We start from the raw sequence: 20,553 nt of genomic DNA, 5'->3' as shown, positions 1-20,553 counted from the left end.
CAAAATGGATATTAAAAACAAAGTCAATAAAGAAAAGTTAATTGAGAACCATTTAAATTCATTATTAAAACAAGTCATTTCCGAACCCAAATTAAATCCTCCACTCATAGTGCATAGAGATATAATAAGTGACTTCACTGAACGCTGCGATATGTATCTAAAAACAATAGTCAAATACAAAAGCAATAATAAAGATGGAATGCCAAATTTTGATGATTTAATTAGCAAGGTTAAGAACATTCAAAATGGAATAAAATTGTCACTTGAAAGTTTTCTATCAGGTGATATTAAGTCAGCTTATGACCACTTTGATAAAACATTCTCTGACAACTCAACAATCCAACATATACATCGCATCACTACTCCACTCAGTAGCATTTGCAATCATAAAAAACCATTATTTCGAGTTAGAAAGAGTGAAAACCCTCTAACCTCGAGAGATGAAATTTTCCATATTCCATTCTCCAATAGACATTTTGTTAGTGCACAAAGATATTCAGTCGCTGGTTTACCATGTTTATATCTTGGTACTTCTGTTTATGTTTGTTGGCAGGAGATGGAAAAACCAGATTTTGACAAGCTTTTTATTTCATCATTTACCACCTGCGAAACTGAATATAAAGTCTTAAATTTCGCATCGCGATTTTTGTTATATCCCTCATCAAATGACGTTGACGAAAATAAACTAACCGAAACAAATAGAGTAAAGGCCTCTTATCTCATTTTCTGGCCTTTAATTATTGCATGTAATTATTTAAAAAATCATCGTTCTGCAACATTCATACAAGAGTACATTATACCTAATTTGTTGATGCAATGGATTAGTAGAAAAACTTACTCGAAAATTGTCGGTGTAGCTTACTTCTCTACCAAAATGCCTAATTCACGATTAAGCAATCGCTCAATAAATGTTGTATTCCCACCTAAAGTCACATATGAACAAACGGTAAAACAAAACTTTTGCCCTAAACTTTCCACATTATTCGACTTTACGCCACCTATTTCGTGGCAGGTCTTAAAAACATTAGATCATTCATCAATAACAGAAAACTCAATAGAATTAATGATGTCTAAGAGATATCTTCAAAGTCAAGAAAAACTGTCTGGAATTAAAAACTTCGAAGAGGATATTGTAAAACTATACCCCTTAACTGATTTTTACAAACTCGAAAGAAGTATTGATATGCTATTTGAATATAAAAAGATAGATAACCCCACACTATAAAACTGGCGACAAATTGGCGGCAGAGCTTTAAAAATACGTAAAACGGTCAAACACAAGACAAGACTAACAGACTGATTTAAAACGTAAATATCTGTTTTTGATATACTGAAAATGGTATGTAGGAATTTCGGACGCGGGTTAACTCCCGCCAGCTCCACCAAAATTCTCCATCGGTGATTACCAGAGTCATCCGATGAAGTCCTAAGAGCCCGCACGGCGCAAGCCCTGCGGGCTTTTTTGTGCCTGCAATTTGTCCCGCGAAGTCCGAAGAGAACTCATTAAATCCGAACCTTTTAGGCACCTTGTTAGGCACCTCATAAAGCTTGATTGTTTTTGAGGTGCCTAAAACTATGGAAACCCGGCAATGGCAAGACAAACCAAACCTCTATCCGTTAAAGAAATCGAATCTGCCAAACATAATCAAGGTAGCCGTCTCACGCGCCAAGAAAAACCTGTATGTGGTCGGCTCGACTGCAGCATGGGCAGAGGCGGGAACTAGCCTGCAGGTCCTGCAGCGACAACTGGCAGAATCAGCGTGACAATCCCCGAGGTGACCCTCACGTAACGGACCGGCCGCTACGTGCCAAGAGCGGACGTTGAGTGCGTCACCATGTATTAATGGATTTGAGGTCCAACCGTGTGAAAACCTAAGCTAAGAACATAACCGTCTGTATTATAAGTATATCAAGCTGACGTCAGGATATACTACGGATACTGTCCGATTAGGACTGTCATATGGCCTTCCTGGCACCGCTGAAGAAAAGTCTTAGAAACTGACCTGCCACAATCGTTCAAAAAAGCGTGCTAAGCGTACGTTCTCGTTCCATAGGGCTTCAGACCCCTATTACGAAACCACTGGCAATTCTGAACGGCAATCTACCGTTCTTAGGTCTGGGAGAGCCAGTCCATAAGCGAGGATTGCTCTGTAGCATGTAATCAGTCAATGACAATATCAGCACCATGTACAGTACTCGAACAGGAATATACAAACTCTGATGATTCATCAATACAGAGTTTGTTGTACCCGCTGAGTAGTTTTTCATTATCGATGAAAATTGATATGCGCTTGCTCCCCGCCAGACTTTTTTTAAATATCTCAAAAAACTCATTAGTAAATGGTTGTTTCATCTTTTCTGCAACCTGTCTTGCAATATCCATGCAGTGCTCGCTATCAAGTTTTTTATGTTCAAGCGCTATGAAGCACTTACTTGAAATATTAAATAAATATGTCATATCAGAATTTACTATTGAACCAATGTCGGGAATTAAAACACTCCCAAGTGAATTATCTGTATAATAACTAATTATAACTGTCGTGAATAATTCATCTGCTTTAAAAAACTCCTCCATCATCCCATCCAAACTAGAGTTTTTCATATTTTCATCCACGTAAACAAACAGAAGTAAAAGTTTTATCCAGCTATCAAACTCACTCTCGCTTACTTGATATTTATGACAAATATACTCACGATGTCCCTTTTTATTTTTAATAAGAGCATCAATAATCAACTGAAATTCCTTACCCTGCCCCAGCACGATATAATCTTTAGCAAAACTAAATAGCTTTAACGCTTTGCGTATGTTGTTAGGGTTACGTATGAAATTCATGAACTTAATCTTCTGAAAAAATTTAATATCAGTAAAAAAATCAGCACCATCAATTTTCTCAGTACCATTTTCAGCGTTACGTATTTTGGTCTCAATGGCTGAAGTGAAATTTGAAACAGTATTGTCATACTGTTCCTCAAAATAACCAAAAAATTTCTCCAAATTAATTCTTTTACCATCATCCATAATATCAAGAGTAAAAATGTCAGTTATGGATGAAAGCCCTTGCACATACTTCCTTTCAGGGGGTGACAACTTATTTTTTTCACCATGTAATTTAAATCTATTTATTTTTATTAAGTTATAGGGTCTATTTCGGTCAATGCTATTCCATCTGAGTTCCGCTTGAGATATAAAATGCTGATTTTTCGTATCATTAATTAGCTCTGTCATAAAAAATCCTTTAATTCCTTTTTAAACTGGTTTAAACCTTTAGACTAAAAAATTATCCTAACACAAGACAGGCAAAGCCGTAATGGACTGCCCCCACAACCGTAGACATTTTCTGTCCTCACGACGAGGCCTGTTCGAAGGCCTCCGGACTGACGCCGCCGAGGTGACCTGCTCCTCGTTGATTAAGACAGTCATGTGGTTTTTGGAGTTGCGAACTTCCGCTGTTCGCTCATAGCGGACCTCCAGCTCAATCAGCCTGTCCGCTCTGTGCCAGAAGCGGAAGTTGGAGTGCCAGAGACTCTTTAAAAGTTGATGGTTCATTTTGCAGGGATACTTACACATACTTAATATATCCATGCTTAATAACGACAACCACTTATTATTTAACCTAACATTAAATGCGTCTTTTTGCCCCACCACAAAATTACCGTATTGATCGCTCCCAGCTGCACAAAATGGATAAATACCGTTATCAGCACTTACAGTTTTTTCCTAAAGCCAGCGCTTCGTTCGTGTGCCATGCTTAATCACGCTAATAACTTATAACGCTAAGCGAGGATATTATGAAAAAGACAATTATCGCATTATCTGCAATTCTGCTGGCTTCTCCCGTTATTGCCGCGACGACACACGCAACTGATAATGATGTAGCCGCCGCACACGAAAATGCTAATACCGCAAAAGAAAAACTGCATCAGGCGCAGAATCAGGGCGAAGAGCAACAGTTAAAAGCAAAACATGCTGCTGAAGGTAAACAAGATGACCTGAGCAGTAAAGTGAGTGAAGGCTCACAAAAAGCCTGGAATACAACCAAAGAAGGTACTGAAAAAGGTTGGAATGCAACAAAAGAAGGTACCGAGAAAGGCTGGAATAAGACCAAAGAAGGTGCTGCCTCCGTTGAGAAAAAAGTCAGCGAGTAATCTTCCAGCCATTCAATAATAAAAAGCCGCTTTCGCGGTTTTTTATTATTAGCAATCCTTATAATAAACGTAGAAACGCATTAAAGGGTATTGGTTTACTGAACAGATACCCCTGCCCAAAGCTAACGTTAATCCGTCGCAGCCTCTCCATCTGTTCTTCACTTTCTATTCCTTCCGCCACCAGTGGGATCCTGGCCAGTTCAGACAGGTGAACAATATTGCTGATGATAGTATCACTCACGCCGCCTTTACCCAGTGAGTCGATAAACATCTTATCAACTTTCAAGAACCGCGGCGAAATGCGTTGCAGCGCAGCATAGTTAGAATATCCGGTCCCAAAGTCATCCAGGGCTAGCGCAGCGCCTGCCTCTTTCAGGCGCCTCAGAACACTTTCACGGATCAGATTCTGCTGCCGTTCGGTGATTTCCAGCATTACGCCAATATGAAACAAGTTCATCCGCTGAATAAAGGCGATAGTGGCATCGGTAAATTCATGATCCTCCAGTGAAAGTGGAGGTACGTTAATACCGATATGAAATGGTATATCACACTGAGCCCTAAGGCACCGCATATCAACCTCTACCTGCGTCAACAATTTCAGCGTCAGCACATTGATCAAGCCGCTATGTTCAGCCGTGTGGATAAATTCGTTAGGGGGAATAATTCCCTGCTCAGGGTGATTCCAGCGAACAAGGACTTCAGCCCCGACGATTTTTCCGCAAGCGAGTTCAACGACGGGCTGATAAAACGGAATAAATTCATCATTATTAATCGCACGCTGCAGTATTTTTATCGGTGATATCCGCTGCGCCCGGCGTAAGTGCAAATATAACAGCAAAGACAGAACCACAAATAAAATAAGAAGATAATGATTATCCCGCACATAATCCGCAATGCCATCCTGTGAATCCGTCACAATCCAGAAAGGATAGTTTTGCGAGGCCATCTGCACGAAAGGATGTTTTTCTGGATACAATAAAAAATGCACATCAATTTTTTCTTTACGGGCAAAATCCATAAGAATTTTATCGATCGCCGCTTTATATACTGCAACAGCCACCACCTGCCCCTGAAACGGAAAATAGATTATATACATCTCCGTGTTCAGCCGATAAATCTGTTCAATCATCAGTGAGTGTGTAGTCGTTCCATTGGAAATAATCCCCGGCGACTCTCGACCTTCAAGAGAAGAGCAGTTCCACTCACCGTTCCTGATGATACTGACTGAACGAATCTTCTCGCCAGACGCCGTAAGAAGACGCAATTTTCGTAGCAGATCGTCAGTGCAATTCTCTTGTATATGTGCGCTGGCTAACACAGCCAGTGTATTTACGTCGTCAAATATCGTATCGATTTCTTCGACCAGGCTATTTATCGCGTGTTCTCTGACAAGTTGTCCCTCTCTATCCCATTGCTGCCATGACGTCAGCACACCGGCCAGAAGAAAAAGCAACACCAGCATGATGGGTGTGATTTTCTTGGTTACAGACATGATTAACTCGTGTTGTTGAACAGAGCGCCCCGAAGGACGCTTTTTGAGATTATTTCAGGAGGAAATGGCCAGACTGACATGCGCCAGTCTGGCTGAACTTGCCCGGTAGAATCAGCTTAGAAGTTCCATTTCACACCTACCATCGCAGCGCTGTCGTTATACCCTTTGTCGCCAGCCTGAACCCCGATATTGCCCCACAGATTAAGACGAGGACTCACCTGTCCCTCCACACCCACTTTTACCTCGGCAATATTTTTCGCTCCATCCTGGCGAACATTCACGCCATCCATGGTCGTACTGAAATCGCGTGAATTGTGCAGCCAGTTCAGCTCGGCAAACGGCTGGAATTCACGTTCTTTAGCGTTATCCATCTGGTGATGGCTCTTAATCCAGGTTTTCAGGCCCAGTCTGGTCTGCACATTACCATTACCGTTGCTGGTGATACGGGTACCGTTACTTTCACGATGGTCGTTCGCCTTCACTCCCATCCAGACTGCCTGCGCCTGAGGTTGTATGTACCATTCGTTCAGCGTTCCGTGACTGCCGGCAAACTCGCCCATTTTTTGGGCATATCCCATTTCCAGCGAAGCGGTAACCCCTTTCGATTTGTACGATTCGCCTTGCAGGTCATCGCCTTTAACATTGTTATCAAACCAGCTGTACTGAGCCCAGCTGTCCAGCCAGGCGCCGTTATGCGACGCATCATTGGCATACCACGTGGCATAAACGCCGGTGCTGTAGCCATTCACTGAGCCTTTTGAACGATAGCCCGTGCGTGAAGACTGGGTATTGCTGTGATCGTTACCGTAGCCCGCCATCACGCCAAGGTGCCAGCGATCAAGCCCATTCTGGCTCCATTGCGCAATGTCCCCCCCAGTTGCAATACGTAACGGTTGCTCTGGGTTTTCAACTGGCCGCTACCGTCACGCCAGTTGTTGTGCCCACCGACGTGGCGCATCCACATGCTGGTGACTTTCTGCTCGCCGGTCAGGGCATCGATATACTGCGTTTCGCCCAGACGATCGTGCAAACGGGTGACGAACATGTTGTTGGCTGCCGCCAGGTTAGCCGTGTAGCTGCCGCCTTCCGGACGCAGATCTTTATCGGGATCTGGATCCGGGTTTGGCTGCGGATCGGGGTTGGTTTTACCGCTGGTCAGATACCAGTTGCCGCTGTTTTCATCCTGACCACGTCCAAGGCTGTAGTCATATGCCCCCGCCACAATACGGCCAGCCTGAATAAACTCACCGTCCGATACGCCATCAACATGGATAACTTCGATACCATCAATCGTTGCAGCACCTTTCCCACCGGCGTTAGTGACGCTGACAGAAGTAGTGCCACTGGTATCACCTTTCACCACCAGCTTATCCGTAACGGAATTGTCATCCCCCAGCGCAGTGTTTAAGGAAAGATGACCATCATTACCCGTGTAATTGCCATTGACCACCAGTTGATTACCGGCCTGCTGACCATTCACACCGGTTGCGAGGATACCGCTGTTAACCAGGTTTCCCTCTACAGTGAACAGGAGGTTGTCACCGGTCCCGGTACCCACCTGCAGCACACCGGCGTTATTCACATTACCTGCGACACCCCCTACGCCCGAGAGCATCCCCGCCGTAGCAATGTTGACCTCGGTACTGGCAAGCGTGACTGGAGATGTGCCGTCACCCAGAACCAGGCCGCCCTGCTCAATATCCGTTTTCCCCGTCCAGGCGGCGTTATCACCGACAGTAATGGATCCGGCTCCCAGCTTGGTCACGTCGCCGCTACCATAAACGTCGTTATTAAGCTGCCAGTCGGTATGACTGTCCAGCACCAGTGAACCGCTATTGTGCACCTCTGCGCTGCCCAGATTTTCTGCGGTGAACGCGGTGAGCCGGGAATCCGCATCAATAGCAAATTGTCCCGAAAAGGCACTATTGTTGCCCACCAGCGCGACATCGCTTTCGGTAAGTTCAATCCGTCCGGCATCGCTGATGCTGTTGTAAAGTACACCTGCCGCCTTATTCATCGTCAGCGTTCCCGCCGCCACAATATCGCCCGTGCCGAGACCTAGCGTCGTGTTCATCAGCACGCGCGCGCCTTCTGCAATGGTCGTTTTTGCCGTCAGCGTGCTGTTTTCACCGGTGATGGTCAGCGTATCGCCATTGATGTTTAGCGCGCCGCTTCCGGTCAATATTCCATCGGCTGTTCCGCCCTGCTCCAGGGTCAGGCTACCGCCATTGATGTTCAGCAGTGAGTCAGCCCCCGCCGTCAGCTTACCGACAGTCTGGCTATGACCATTCATGTCAAAACCGGTATCGGCGGCCAGACGTAGTTCACCGGTCTGTCCCAGAACATTATCGTTTTTCATCAGCAGGTTGCCGCTGCGCACATCGGTGATACCGGTGTAATCGTTATCCATATTCGACAGCGATACCGTCTGGCCTTTGGCGCTGTCAAACGCCAGATCGCCACTGCCAGTCACGCGAGCGCTCAGATCTGCGGCATTACCGGTTTTTCCGTTCGCATCCAGGACCAGTGCATTGTCTCCGGATGCGAGCAGTTCGACTTGTGTCAGACCATAGCTAATGTACAGTCCATCATCGTTATCCCCTCCGGTGAGGCGATAATCATAGGTTCCATTCGCAACAATCTCGCCATTTTGGCTGATACCGGCTTCAACCCCATCGCTGATGATATTGCCATTGCTATCGGTCAGCGTCAGATTGCCCGCACCGCCGGTGATGGAAGAATCAGATGTTGCCAGTTGAATCAGGGACTGCGCATCGTCCTGCTCAAGAAGTGATAGCGTGGTATCAGCCAGCGGACGATCGTTCGTAATCGTGCCGGTATCAACCTGCACGGTTCCGCGTCCGGAGAGATCCATCGCGCCAGCATGAATTGTTCCTTCGGAACTGCTCTGCCCCGGCGTCACCCCGTCAAAGCTGACGGTGCCGCCGTTAAACGCCAGGCCTCCGATATTTTGCTCACCGGACCCCACGTGGGTGACGTTCCCCTCGCCTACATTTAATGTTGCCTGGCTCAGCGCCTGAGTATTTAATCCAGCCAGCTCAAAGGTGCTGTTCGTTAGCGCCAGCGTACCGTTGAATCCATCTGCCGCATTGTTGCTGGTAAAATCAAACGCATTACCGCTGGCATCAACGGCGACAGTTCCGGTTCCCGCCAGATGGCTATTAAAAGCCAGCGCAGCGTCGGAATTCAGCGACAAGGTGCTGGTCGTATCAATGTTGTAACCCGTACCGGTCGCATCGTTTTGGTTATCACCCAACGCAAAATCAACATTATTAACGGTAAATACTGAACCAGCAGTCAGATCGATATGCTCCATGCCGGTAATAGCATCGGCGTGATTGAGGATGTACTGTGCGTTATTCAACTGAAGTGTATCCTCCCCATCACCACCATTGAGGCTGGTAAACAGCGAGGTTTCTGTCTCTTTGACATCTTTCAGTAGGTACAGATCGTTACCACTGCCCGTCTTGATGTCGGTTGCGGTACTGCCAGACTCCAGCGTAACGGTGTTATCACCGCTCATCAGGTTAACCTGACCAACAATGCTGGCTCCCGCCGCGTTAGTAAACGCGATGCCTGCCCCCGAGAGCATTTCTACCGCTTTTTGCGACGCATCCAGCGCTTTAATAACGCCTTTATTGATAAACGTTTCCAGGGAACCGTTATCAACATTCACCACCGCGTGGCTGGTCGATTTCGATGTCAACTCACCGGCCTGTTCAACATTTTTGGTCGTGCCACCGACAATCAACGCTTCACCACCGTTAGCGTCGAGTACGTTAACGCTGACGCCCGTTTTCAGGTCGGTTGACGCATTGGTGACGATCCCTTTACCCGCAGCCTGCTCAACATTGATAACCAGATCGCGTGAGTCAGACATATCCAGCGTTTGATTCGTTTCGCTGCCGTCGATATTTTCAAACAGGATCCCCGTACCGCTCCCCGTAACATTAATCGTTCCGGAGTTGGTCTGCGCCAGGGATGCTCCGGTATGAATACCGATTCCATTCCCCACACTGATAGTTGTATCTTTTAGCTGGATACCCGCAATGTTGGCGACGTTTTCAATCGCGCTTCCTTTACCCGTACTGTCCATCGTGATGATGGCTCCATCGACCAGCAGACCTTTCGCACCGGCGGCCAACAAGATACCGTGCGCGTCTCCCGATGCTTTGGTTTCTCCCGAACCCGTCAAACTTAATGACGCATCATTGCCCACGAGATAGGCTGCGGTGCCATCCGTCGCGGTAACCGTCGCATTGTTGTTCACAACGGAATCAGCGCCTTCGATGCTGACCGCCACGCCATTAACCTTGATGTCGCCGTCGTTATTCAACGTACCACCGGAAACCAGCACGCCTGTGCTGCCCGCCTGGTCAAAGTCGATGCTGCCTTTATGGTTGAGCGTACCGCCGTTGCGGGCGATGTAGCCGAAAGCACCATCCGCCGTATTACTGGTATTCAGCGTGGCGTAACTGGTCAGGATTGAGTCACCTTTCTGATTCTCATCGACATTCCCGGACAAGTCATAATAATTACCGTCCACAATCCCGGCGGTGGTATCTTTACCGGAAAGTTTCACGATCACCGCGTCTTTGGTGATAACCCCATCCGCTCCGCCTTCAACCCGAATCCCGGTCGCGCCGTCACCCGTGATACTCAGCGATTGCGAGCCGGAATCAAAATGGCTCCCCGTCCCGGTCACCTGCAGAATAGTGCTGTCGGTGCCTGATGCCGTCATTGTCGTACCAGACGACCCGCTGCCATCAAAAGTCGCACCACCTTCTATGCGATATAATGTTGACCCTTCAGTCGAGACATCTTGCGTATTGGTAGAGGAGGCGTTTACTTTTGAACCTTCACCATAAATAAAATAGCCAATCTGGTTTTTGCCACTGGTAAATGAGACTTTGCCTGTATCGGTAATATCGATAACACCGCCGTCACGAACGTGCAGACCAATAGCGTTATCAGCAGCAAGATTCACACTCCCACTCATCGTGAGTTGAGACCCGGTCCCCTCGACCCAGGCACCAATATTTTTTAATGTATTATCCGTGGTACTACCATTGGTGATATTTATCGTGCCCGAGTGAAGCGCCTGACTCCCTCCCTGCAGTTCAATACCGCTGGCGCTGTACCCATTGAGGTTAATCGTGCCGCTGTTTACCAGCCCTTTTGCACCGTTAATCCCCATCAGGCCAATATTTTGCGCTGAGCCGATGCCATTGATGTCAATGACGCCGTCCTGGGTAACGTTGATTGCACCAGGAGACGCACTGCCGTTTGCCTGAATGGCAACAGCATTCTCGACTTTTTCTCCGATCGTGATGTTCCCGGTGTTATTGATGGTTCCACTCTTCACAAACATACCAATGGCCGGAAGAGTGACCTGAACGTCACTGCTCGCCTCATCTTTTACCGCTTGTGCAGTGCGTCCGATGTAGAGCGTCCCGTTATTAGTAGCCACGGCATTACGTTGAACAAACACGCCGTAGGTATAGACACCATCGGAAGATTTCGCAGGCTCACCTCCGGTGGCAATATTCATTACTCCGTTATTAATAAAGGTCGCCGTGTCATTCATCAGCACGCCATAGGCGTTATAGATATCCTGATGCGAGGCAAGGTTGATGACGCCGTCGTTCTTTACCTTTGTCGTCCCGGTCGCGAGAATCCCGGTATGGGCGCCAACCCACGCATTTTTCACATCAAGACTGGTACCCGCATCAATAATTCCATTGTTATTTACGATGCTATCACGCGCTGAAACGACATAATCACCACCGGCTGCACCGGCGGCAACCCCCAGTGTGCCGTTGTTATTGAGGGTGGCTCCGTCGGTCAGCGTCACCACGGAGGTATCGCTAAAAACCGCCTGAATATTGGCATCAGCAGAAATATTGACGACAGAGCGCGCACCGGAAGCTTTAATAAAACTGTTCACATCACGATTCGCAGCCTGCAACACCGCATCGCCATCCGGGATATTGGTGTCGAAGTGAATGTTTTTCTGTTCCGTGGTATAGGCTTTATGAAGCTCAGCTTCGTAGTCCGTGGGCGAAAGTTGCCCAGCCTCTACGGCTTTCACCAGAGCATCATTGTAGTTTTTTAAATCATCAAGATTATTAACCGTATACTCGCCAAGCGCGCTGGAGAAGGTGCCGTTATAGGTTGCGGTATCAAAGTTATAATCTTTACCGGTATTTTTCGCGACATTACCAACGTTACCGCTTTGCACGATGGTTTTGGCGTTGTAATTCAGTACCGCGTCTTTAGTGTCACTGGCGCTGCTCTCAACGTTATAAACTCCAGAGACCTTGGTGACAGCATTGAAGATATTTGCCGAGTTCGATGCCCAGCCGCTTTCCGTTGAACCAACATTCACATCAAGCGTGCCGCCTGATGTCACTGTCGCCAGCTTCATATTCACATACTGCCCATCACCGACGCTGACCCCCAGATAAGTCGTCAGATCGCCAACGCTGGTAGAGGCAAAATTATCGCTGTCATACACCTGGACTGTACGCGAAGCCCCGGTGATGGGGTCAACGTATTGAATGCTGTGGGTACGACCACCTAAAGTCGTCTGCGTCAGATTTATATTTTCACGACCTGACGAAATATAACCATTATCCATTGCCTGCTGAATAGTCATCGTTTTAAAGCCCGATGCACCAGAGGCGATGCTGCCATATCCTTTAGTACCGGTGATAATATTCATGGTTTCACCGTCACCGACAACAAGTTGCCCTGCGCCATTAGCGTTAGTCGACGGTAAGTAATCAGGCAAGATGTAGTCAGCGGCAAAAGCATATATTGAATGCGTAGCCAGTACGGCACCTATTATACTTAGCGCAATTCTTGAAATATTAAATTTATGCGTTCCAGATTCAATGCGAGCAGAACTATTGGTTTCCACAGAAGCACCACAACGTTTTGCCAGTTCAGAAACAACAACCGCGCAAGAGTGCGAAACACTCCATACCACTTTAAAAATCTTGTTCATCATTACCATTCCGAATAATTCCACGAATACCCTTCCTGGGAAAAATTCGTGGTCACATAGCATTATGGGATGCTCATAATTACCCAGCGGTCAGATACCTCTTCTCTGGAGTTTTTTCCGCTGAAACATTGAGCGATCTGTACATGACGAATGGTATTACCGCATCAACAACCAATCTATTTATACTGATAAATTTGCAATTTATAGATGTTTTATCTAAAAAGATAAGTGATTATAGATTTAAGTATCGATATCATCACAGGAACACATAAGCAACTGTTAATGAATTGCATAAACAATGTAATATGACGACCTAATTTTCTACACAATAAACAAACATTTCAAATTAAATAAAACGCATATTAATTTATTTCATATCTCGTAAAAAAAATTTATAATCACAGCTCTTAAACAACAAACAACTTATAAGATAAATCTTATTGCATGAGTTATATTGAAAAAACATAACCCATTTGAGTTACTTAAATTATAACTGCGAGAAACAGGGATTTCAGTCAGTCGAAAACACACCTCGCGATAAGCAAGTTCCGCGGCATCTGTACCGCCAGGGGTTGAATGTAATAAGTAAAAAATATCAAAGCCTTTCTAATTGTTGTTTAAGACGCTTGATACCATACTATTTTTAGATTATTTTACTTAAGTAACTTTTCGTTTACTCATTATAAAAATGCCACTTACTAAAGTTACTGACAATTTGTAAATCAACCAGAGACTCAGAACTACGCAGTCCTCAAACCGGCGAATGATTATAATGGTCTATCTGAAAATAGTAGCACTCTTATAATTTAATCAGAGTGAAGCAGGTATTTATACTTAAAATGAATAATTTCATAGTTTTTTATGCCAGAGGGGATATTTTACAATGCTCAAATGCCCCCCTCCTCCTGCCTCGGCCCTGTCACATCTCACGATACTGTAGTGAAGAAGAAATACCACTATGGTTTATAATTAAGTAATACTCTGTTAATGATGAAAAAATGAAATATCTAATTAACAATGAAGTTACATTTAGGACTGATGATGGCGTTTTGGCGAGTCTGAGTCCGTCGGACAACTCACTCACCCTGTCTATTACCGCAAACAGGATCTTCACCTATCTCCTCGAGCAGGAAGGGAAAGTAGTCTCGAGAGAAGAGATGTTTACGAATGTCTGGGACAAAAATGGTCTGCAAGCCTCAAACAACTCATTAAGCCAGTATATTTCTTTGATTCGTAAAGGATTACAGGAGCTCGGTTGTGAACACGAGATCATTCAAACCGTACCACGGGTCGGCTTTTTCATCGCTGAAGGATTGGTAACCACCATAGAGGAACCGCCTTTGGTTTCCGCGGCGTCCCTCACTCCCGCAAAAGCCACGCCTTCCCTGTCAAAACGCGTAAAAATGATGCTGCTTGCAGCTGGGGGCGTCTCATTATTCATGCTTCTTTACCCAGTCAACACATTGTTTAACAGCACTCAAAACCACCTTCCCGTCGTGCAGTTGTATAAACTTGGCAATATCGACCTCTGTCCGGTCTATACCGTTTTTGAAAGCTCACGAGAAGTGGCAACTGCGAAACTTGAAAAAGCCAAAAAAATGGCTGATTTACACCTGAAGTGTCTGGCTGGCGCATTGTTTATTTTCCAGCCTGACGATCTGTACGTCTACGGCGAAAAAGGTCGCATATTTTTATCCCGCTGTACTTTCAATAATGCAGAAAAAACAAAGTTTGCTGGATGCAAGGACCTTTATATCCATGAATACTAAATATAAAACCAAGATATTACTTGCAGGAGCGGCCGTTCTGGTCGCTGTCAGCGCCTTGTTAAGCGCGAATGGAATCACCCTCATTCCAGTCAATCAGGGAATAAGCGTGCATTGCGTCTCCACACTTTCACTACCCGAACTGCCCGGGGGTGGGAAATACGATGGTAGCCTGATGATCCAGTTGCAAACAGATAACACTGGCGTCATTGATTTCTCAGGGATTATTACCACAACCCCACTGGCAGACAACCGCCCAGGACGTCGCCTTATCCTGCAACGCTCCGTCAGTTTTAATTATCGGATAAAAGATAAAGGCGTCGTTTTTCTGCAAGACGTGAAAATGAGTAAACACAGTCTGGATAACGTGTCGGATGAGATGTTTATCCATAATATCTATGACCCGTTCACACCCAGTAAGCGTGCGCAAATATATAAAATTAATAATGCCTACCTGTTAGGCAATACCTTTTCGCCAACGAACGTCTGCGTTAGTAAATCGTAGTAATGTGCCGTAATCCAGGATTGCCTACCCGCCTGGCTAAACCAGAGCAGGGCACGGTAACGCATTGGACCTGACTCCACGTGTGGCGACAGTAAATCGCTTTCCCTGTCGCCACACACTTTCGCCCTATCCAGCGACCAGATAAAATACAGCCTGTTATTACCATAAGCTACAATAATATTAATTTTAGATAATCAACGGCACGTTTGCTGACAATAATGAGCAAAGGGTTATTATTGGCCTGTCTTTTTTTAGCAGGAAAGTAAAATGAAAAAAACAAAAGGGTTGATAATTGTTGCCCTTGCTTTCACCCTGGCGTCATGTGCTTCAATTCCTGAGAATATCAAAGGTAATAATCAACCAGATATACAAAAAAACTTTATCTCCGTGCATAACCAACCGGGATTATATACCGGTCAGCAGGCCCGCTTTGGGGGTAAAGTCATCAATGTGATTAACAGCAAAACGGATACATTACTGGAAATCGCCGTTCTGCCACTGAACAATTATGCTAAACCGCAAATAGACGCGAGCTATCAGGGGCGTATTCTTGCCCAGCAGAAAGGTTTTCTCGATCCGGTAAACTACAGAAACCATTTCGTTACTATTTTGGGGACAATTCAAGGAGATGAACCAGGATTCATCAACAAAGTCCCGTACAACTTTGTTAAAGTTGATTTACAAGGTATTCAGGTTTGGCATTTAACGGAGTCAGTCAACACCACCTATAATATGTGGGATTACGGCTATGGCGCGTTCTGGCCTGAACCCATGTGGGGCGCCCCCTATTACGCTAATACAGTAACTCAGGTAACTCCGGAGCTAGTGAAATAATCTCTGTAGTAAGATGGCGCGAATATATACCGGAGTCGGGTACTGACAAACGCCCACCACATCACCCCGCGTTAACCTTATTGCGCCATCCTGCTTTATGAGATCCTTCGCTTAGCACGCATTCTTCCTGTTACATATAATTTTACCCGCTAACACTTGAGCGAAAAAATGGGCTTTAGCCATCTCATGCCTGAGCATCTTTTGTTATTTACCGATAACTCTTCCACCCTGCCTGTAATAAAAGAACATTGGTGTTTACGATTTATTCAGGGATTACTATGAACAGAAAATGCTTACTGTTGATACCATTATTTTTTAGTAGCGTCATCATCACCGCCTGCGATAATAAACCTGCAGTAAAAACCACCGCGATGGAGCCCGAGGTCGGCGTTGTTACCTTAGCGCCCTCTTCAGTGAATATTAAAAGTGAACTTCCAGGTCGCGCGGTTTCATTCGAGATCGCCGAAATCCGCCCTCAGGTTGGTGGGATCATCATAAAACGCAACTTTATTGAAGGTGATAAAGTCAGCAAAGGAGAGTCACTGTATCAAATTGATCCAGCCCCGCTGCAGGCACGACTGGATTCAGCCAAAGGCGCGCTGGCAAAGGCACTGGCGACGGCCAATAATGTGCGTCTGACATTAAATCGGCAGTCAGCGTTAATAAAATCCAATTACGTCAGCCGCCAGGACTACGACACGACACGCTCACAGCTTAATGAAGCAGAAGCCAATGTCGCCGTCGCCAAAGCGGATCTTGAGCAGGCCACCATCAACCTTCGTTACGCTAATGTCACCTCACCGATTGATGGCATCAGCGGTAAATCCTCCGTAACCGTGGGTGCCCTGGTCACCGCAAATCAGGAAAACGCGCTGGTCACCGTTCAGCGGCTGGATCCGATTTATGTTGATTTAACACAGTCAGTACAAGATTTCTTACGCCTGAAAGAAGAGAAAGCCAACGGCAAAATTGCCCAGCAACAAGGCAAAATTCCTGTTGAGCTGATGCTGGAAAACGGCAAACCCTATCGCCATACCGGTACGCTTGAGTTTTCCGATCCCGCCGTCGATGAGACCACCGGATCGGTGACTTTGCGCGCCGTGTTCCCCAATCCTGAAGGTGAAATTTTACCCGGCATGTATGTCACGGCGTTGCTGGACGAAGGCAGCCAGCAGAACGTTTTGATGGTCCCCCAACAGGGGATTACGCATAACGAACAAGGAAAAGCCACTGCGCTGATCCTTGACCAGCAAAACGTGGTGCAACTACGCGAAATAAACGCCGTGAAGGCCGTTGGCAATCAATGGCTGGTGACCGCAGGATTACGCCCCGGCGATCGGGTCATTGTGTCCGGATTACAAAGAATTCGTCCGGGAATCAAAGCCCGGGTCCTCCCTTCAAAACTGACCACTCCTGACGCGGGAACTGAACAGTAATATTTCAGGTATTAAGGACACTTTCTTCATGGCCAACTTTTTTATTGAGCGCCCGGTTTTCGCCTGGGTGCTCGCCATTATCATGATGTTTACGGGCGGTATCGCGATAATGAACCTGCCGATCGCCCAATATCCACAAATCGCTCCCCCAACCATTACCATCAGCGCTGCCTACCCAGGGGCAGACGCAAAGACCGTTGAAGACTCCGTAACTCAGGTGATTGAACAGAATATGAATGGTCTTGATGGCCTGATGTATATGTCATCCACCAGCGATGCGGCAGGTAATGCGTCGATTATCCTGACTTTCAAAACGGGCACGTCACCCGATATTGCGCAGGTTCAGGTACAGAATAAACTACAGCTGGCGATGCCTTCTTTACCGCAGGAAGTACAGCAGCAAGGGATCAGTGTTGATAAATCCAGCAGCAATATTTTGATGGTCGCCGGCTTTATCTCTGATAATAACAGCCTGAGCCAATATGATATTGCCGACTATGTGGCTTCAAACATCAAAGACCCAATAAGCCGCACTGCCGGGGTGGGGAGCGTACAGTTATTCGGTTCGCAATACGCCATGCGTATCTGGCTGGATCCGCAAAAGCTCGACAAGTATAACCTCACACCTCAGGACGTCATTACCCAGCTCAAAGTTCAGAACAACCAGATATCGGGCGGGCAGTTGGGAGGCATGCCTCAGTCAGCCGATCAGCAGCTAAATGCGTCGATAATCGTCCAGACGCGCCTGCAAACTACCGATGAATTTGGCAAGATCTTCCTTAAAGTTCAGCAAGATGGCTCCCAGGTTCTGCTGCGCGATGTCGCGCGAATTGAGCTGGGTGCGGAAAATTATGCAACGGTTGCACGCTACAACGGAAAACCCGCCGCCGGGATTGCAATTAAACTTGCCGCTGGCGCGAATGCCCTGGAAACATCCCAGGCAGTCAAACAGGAGCTGAACAGATTATCGGCCTGGTTTCCGGCCAGCATGAAAACCGTTTATCCCTATGACACCACTCCGTTTATCGAGATTTCGATTCAGGGGGTTTTTCATACTTTGATCGAGGCAATCATTCTGGTATTCCTCGTCATGTATCTGTTTTTGCAAAGTTTCCGCGCAACGCTTATTCCCACAATCGCCGTTCCGGTAGTGATCCTTGGCACCTTTGCGATACTCGACGTCGCGGGTTTTTCGATTAATACGCTCACGATGTTTGGCATGGTGCTGGCGATAGGGTTGCTAGTCGATGATGCCATTGTGGTGGTTGAGAACGTAGAACGCATTATTGCCGAAGAACACTTGTCACCAAAAGCGGCGACCCACAAAGCGATGGGCCAGTTGCAGAGAGCGCTGGTCGGTATTGCCGTTGTGTTATCCGCCGTATTTATGCCGATGGCATTTATGAGCGGAGCAACCGGTGAAATTTTCCGTCAGTTTTCTATCACTTTAATCTCCTCCATGCTGCTGTCGGTGTTTGTGGCGATGAGCCTGACGCCAGCCCTCTGCGCCATGCTGTTGAAATCCCACGAGGGAGAAAAAGCAAACACACATTTTCTGTTTACCCGTTTCAATCACTTCATGGAGAAATGTACTCAGCACTACACGGACAGCACCCGTAAACTGCTACGTTGCACAGGCCGTTATATGGTCGTGTACTTAGTGATTGGCGCGGGCATGATTGTGCTGTTTCTACGTACCCCGACCTCCTTTTTGCCTGAAGAAGACCAGGGGGTATTCATGACCACCGCGCAATTGCCTTCGGGCTCAACGATGGTGAACACCAGCAAAGTGCTCGGGGAAATAACGGATTACTACCTGACGAAAGAACAGAAAAATGTCGCTTCGGTTTTCACCGTAGGCGGATTTGGTTTTAGCGGCCAGGGGCAAAACAACGGTCTGGCGTTTATCAGCCTGAAACCGTGGTCAGAACGCGTTGGTGAAGAAAACTCAGTTACCGCCATTATTCGACGGGCGATGATGGCCTTAAGCACCATCAATAATGCCGTCGTTTATCCGTTTAATTTACCCGCAGTTGCAGAACTGGGAACGGCTTCAGGTTTTGACATGGAGCTGCTGGATAACGGTAACCTTGGGCATGAAAAAATGATGCAGGCCCGAAACGAGCTTCTGGCGCTGGCCAACCAGTCGTCCGGTGAGGTCGACGGGGTGCGCCCGAATGGTCTGGAAGATACACCGATGTTCCGCATTCATGTCAACGCCACGAAGGCAGAAGCCATGGGCGTTGCATTATCGGATATCAATCAGACCATCTCTACGGCGTTCGGTAGTCGCTATGTCAATGATTTCCTGAATCAGGGACGCGTTAAAAAAGTGTATGTCCAGGCCGATACGCCGTTCCGTATGTTGCCGGATAATATCAATCACTGGTACGTACGTAATGCCTCCGGCGCTATGACGCCGCTTTCGGCCTACTCATCTACCGAGTGGACCTACGGTTCTCCCCGCCTTGAACGCTACAACGGTCAGCCTGCAATGGAAATTCTGGGCCAGCCGGTCGAAGGGAAAAGCAGCGGCGATGCGATGAAATTTATGGCATCGCTGATAAATAAACTGCCTGCGGGCGTCGGCTATGCCTGGACCGGTCTGTCTTATCAGGAGGCGCTGTCCACAAACCAGGCACCAATGCTGTACGGCATTTCGCTGATCGTCGTGTTTCTGGCACTGGCGGCACTGTATGAAAGCTGGTCGATACCGTTCTCGGTAATGCTGGTTGTGCCAATCGGGGTGGTCGGCGCTTTGCTGGCGACCGACTTGCGCGGCCTGAGCAATGATGTTTACTTCCAGGTAGGCCTGCTCACCACCATGGGGCTCTCGGCTAAAAACGCCATTCTGATCGTCGAGTTCGCCGTCGAGATCATGCAAAAGGAAGGAAAAACGCCGCTTGAAGCCGCAGTAGAGGCCGCGCAAATGCGCTTACGCCCTATTTTGATGACGTCACTGGCCTTTATCTTAGGGGTTATCCCTCTGGCAATAAGCAACGGCGCGGGCTCTGGCGCGCAAAATGCCGTCGGTACGGGTGTTATTGGTGGGATGCTGGCCGCAACAGTGCTGGCGATCTACTTTGTTCCGCTGTTCTTTGTTCTCGTAGAAAACATGCTGGCGCGATTCAAAACACGGCGCTGATTCCCTGCCCTCGTACGTGATTATCCCTGGGATAAGTTTATTAAATCCCAGGGATTCTCAATGCTCTCTCAGAGAAAGGGTTCCATTCACCTTAAGTTCTTCATTTCATTACAGCGACGATACAGTGACTACGTTAAGAGTGGCATTCTCCACCACACTTGAGTCCCTCTGCTCTGCGGGTAATCAATGCCCGGTGGCG

The 20,553-nt window shown here is 46.9% G+C and carries 10 protein-coding genes and 2 pseudogenes; 8 read left to right on the top strand and 4 right to left on the bottom strand.

Features of this window, described 5'->3' with window-relative positions; genetic code table 11:
* Positions 1–4: 4 nt before the first annotated feature.
* Together HV352_RS05520 and HV352_RS05515 are read left to right on the top strand one after the other, a co-directional pair.
* Positions 5–1,225 (top strand): hypothetical protein, encoded by a 1,221-nt coding sequence (locus HV352_RS05520; RefSeq protein ID WP_181635263.1) that lies wholly within the window; start codon positions 5–7, stop codon positions 1,223–1,225.
* A gap of 350 nt (positions 1,226–1,575) precedes the next feature.
* Positions 1,576–1,764, top strand: a complete 189-nt coding sequence (locus HV352_RS05515) for a hypothetical protein (protein WP_181635262.1) — start codon at positions 1,576–1,578, stop codon at positions 1,762–1,764.
* A gap of 397 nt (positions 1,765–2,161) precedes the next feature.
* Here the strand turns inward: HV352_RS05515 and HV352_RS05510 are convergent, their stop codons facing one another.
* Positions 2,162–3,226 (bottom strand): hypothetical protein, encoded by a 1,065-nt coding sequence (locus HV352_RS05510; RefSeq protein ID WP_181635261.1) that lies wholly within the window; start codon positions 3,224–3,226, stop codon positions 2,162–2,164.
* Between the two features lie 563 nt (positions 3,227–3,789).
* On the opposite strand from HV352_RS05510, the gene HV352_RS05505 reads away from it, so the two are divergent.
* Positions 3,790–4,146 (top strand): hypothetical protein, encoded by a 357-nt coding sequence (locus HV352_RS05505; protein WP_016157245.1) that lies wholly within the window; start codon positions 3,790–3,792, stop codon positions 4,144–4,146.
* Between the two features lie 58 nt (positions 4,147–4,204).
* On the opposite strand, the gene HV352_RS05500 is transcribed toward HV352_RS05505, so the two are convergent.
* From HV352_RS05500 to HV352_RS23640, 3 genes and pseudogenes are all read right to left on the bottom strand, one after another.
* A complete protein-coding gene (locus tag HV352_RS05500; protein WP_080762981.1) occupies positions 4,205–5,638 on the bottom strand; it encodes an EAL domain-containing protein in 1,434 nt (477 codons plus the stop codon).
* A gap of 116 nt (positions 5,639–5,754) precedes the next feature.
* Positions 5,755–8,993, bottom strand: a pseudogene (locus HV352_RS23645) (autotransporter outer membrane beta-barrel domain-containing protein); the annotation flags it as partial.
* Positions 8,994–12,615: 3,622 nt separating this feature from the next.
* Positions 12,616–12,668 (bottom strand): annotated as a pseudogene (locus tag HV352_RS23640) (hypothetical protein); the annotation flags it as partial.
* 998 nt (positions 12,669–13,666) lie between these two features.
* Between HV352_RS23640 and HV352_RS05490 the strand changes: the two are divergent.
* From HV352_RS05490 to HV352_RS05470, 5 genes are all read left to right on the top strand, one after another.
* Positions 13,667–14,437, top strand: a complete 771-nt coding sequence (locus tag HV352_RS05490) for a winged helix-turn-helix domain-containing protein (RefSeq protein ID WP_016154092.1) — start codon at positions 13,667–13,669, stop codon at positions 14,435–14,437.
* Positions 14,427–14,939 (top strand): hypothetical protein, encoded by a 513-nt coding sequence (locus HV352_RS05485; RefSeq protein WP_016157248.1) that lies wholly within the window; start codon positions 14,427–14,429, stop codon positions 14,937–14,939. Before HV352_RS05490 ends, HV352_RS05485 begins: the two co-directional genes overlap by 11 nt.
* A 267-nt stretch (positions 14,940–15,206) precedes the next feature.
* Complete coding sequence (locus tag HV352_RS05480) at positions 15,207–15,773, top strand: Slp family lipoprotein (RefSeq protein ID WP_172860528.1); 567 nt, start codon at positions 15,207–15,209, stop codon at positions 15,771–15,773.
* Between the two features lie 278 nt (positions 15,774–16,051).
* The gene (locus HV352_RS05475) at positions 16,052–17,209 is read left to right on the top strand and encodes an efflux RND transporter periplasmic adaptor subunit (protein ID WP_016157251.1); all 1,158 of its coding nucleotides are present in this window, start codon (positions 16,052–16,054) and stop codon (positions 17,207–17,209) included.
* Between the two features lie 28 nt (positions 17,210–17,237).
* Positions 17,238–20,354: an efflux RND transporter permease subunit gene (locus HV352_RS05470; RefSeq protein WP_016154096.1), complete on the top strand. Its 3,117-nt coding sequence runs from the start codon at positions 17,238–17,240 to the stop codon at positions 20,352–20,354.
* Positions 20,355–20,553: the final 199 nt, after the last annotated feature.

Source organism: Citrobacter sp. RHBSTW-01044 (genome assembly GCF_013781945.1).
In the GTDB taxonomy this organism is placed as follows: Bacteria; Pseudomonadota; Gammaproteobacteria; order Enterobacterales; family Enterobacteriaceae; genus Citrobacter; species Citrobacter braakii.
Note: the sequence above shows the minus strand (reverse complement) of the source record. Positions and strands in the feature narration are given on the sequence as shown.

What these genes read in the sequence shown, in the direction of transcription:
- HV352_RS05520 (WP_181635263.1), top strand. Translation starts at nt 5, where the DNA reads ATGGATATTAAAAACAAAGTCAATAAAGAAAAGTTAATTGAGAACCAT.
- HV352_RS05515 (WP_181635262.1), top strand. Translation starts at nt 1,576, where the DNA reads ATGGAAACCCGGCAATGGCAAGACAAACCAAACCTCTATCCGTTAAAG.
- HV352_RS05510 (WP_181635261.1), bottom strand. Translation starts at nt 3,226, where the DNA reads ATGACAGAGCTAATTAATGATACGAAAAATCAGCATTTTATATCTCAA.
- HV352_RS05505 (WP_016157245.1), top strand. Translation starts at nt 3,790, where the DNA reads ATGAAAAAGACAATTATCGCATTATCTGCAATTCTGCTGGCTTCTCCC.
- HV352_RS05500 (WP_080762981.1), bottom strand. Translation starts at nt 5,638, where the DNA reads ATGTCTGTAACCAAGAAAATCACACCCATCATGCTGGTGTTGCTTTTT.
- HV352_RS05490 (WP_016154092.1), top strand. Translation starts at nt 13,667, where the DNA reads ATGAAATATCTAATTAACAATGAAGTTACATTTAGGACTGATGATGGC.
- HV352_RS05485 (WP_016157248.1), top strand. Translation starts at nt 14,427, where the DNA reads ATGAATACTAAATATAAAACCAAGATATTACTTGCAGGAGCGGCCGTT.
- HV352_RS05480 (WP_172860528.1), top strand. Translation starts at nt 15,207, where the DNA reads ATGAAAAAAACAAAAGGGTTGATAATTGTTGCCCTTGCTTTCACCCTG.
- HV352_RS05475 (WP_016157251.1), top strand. Translation starts at nt 16,052, where the DNA reads ATGAACAGAAAATGCTTACTGTTGATACCATTATTTTTTAGTAGCGTC.
- HV352_RS05470 (WP_016154096.1), top strand. Translation starts at nt 17,238, where the DNA reads ATGGCCAACTTTTTTATTGAGCGCCCGGTTTTCGCCTGGGTGCTCGCC.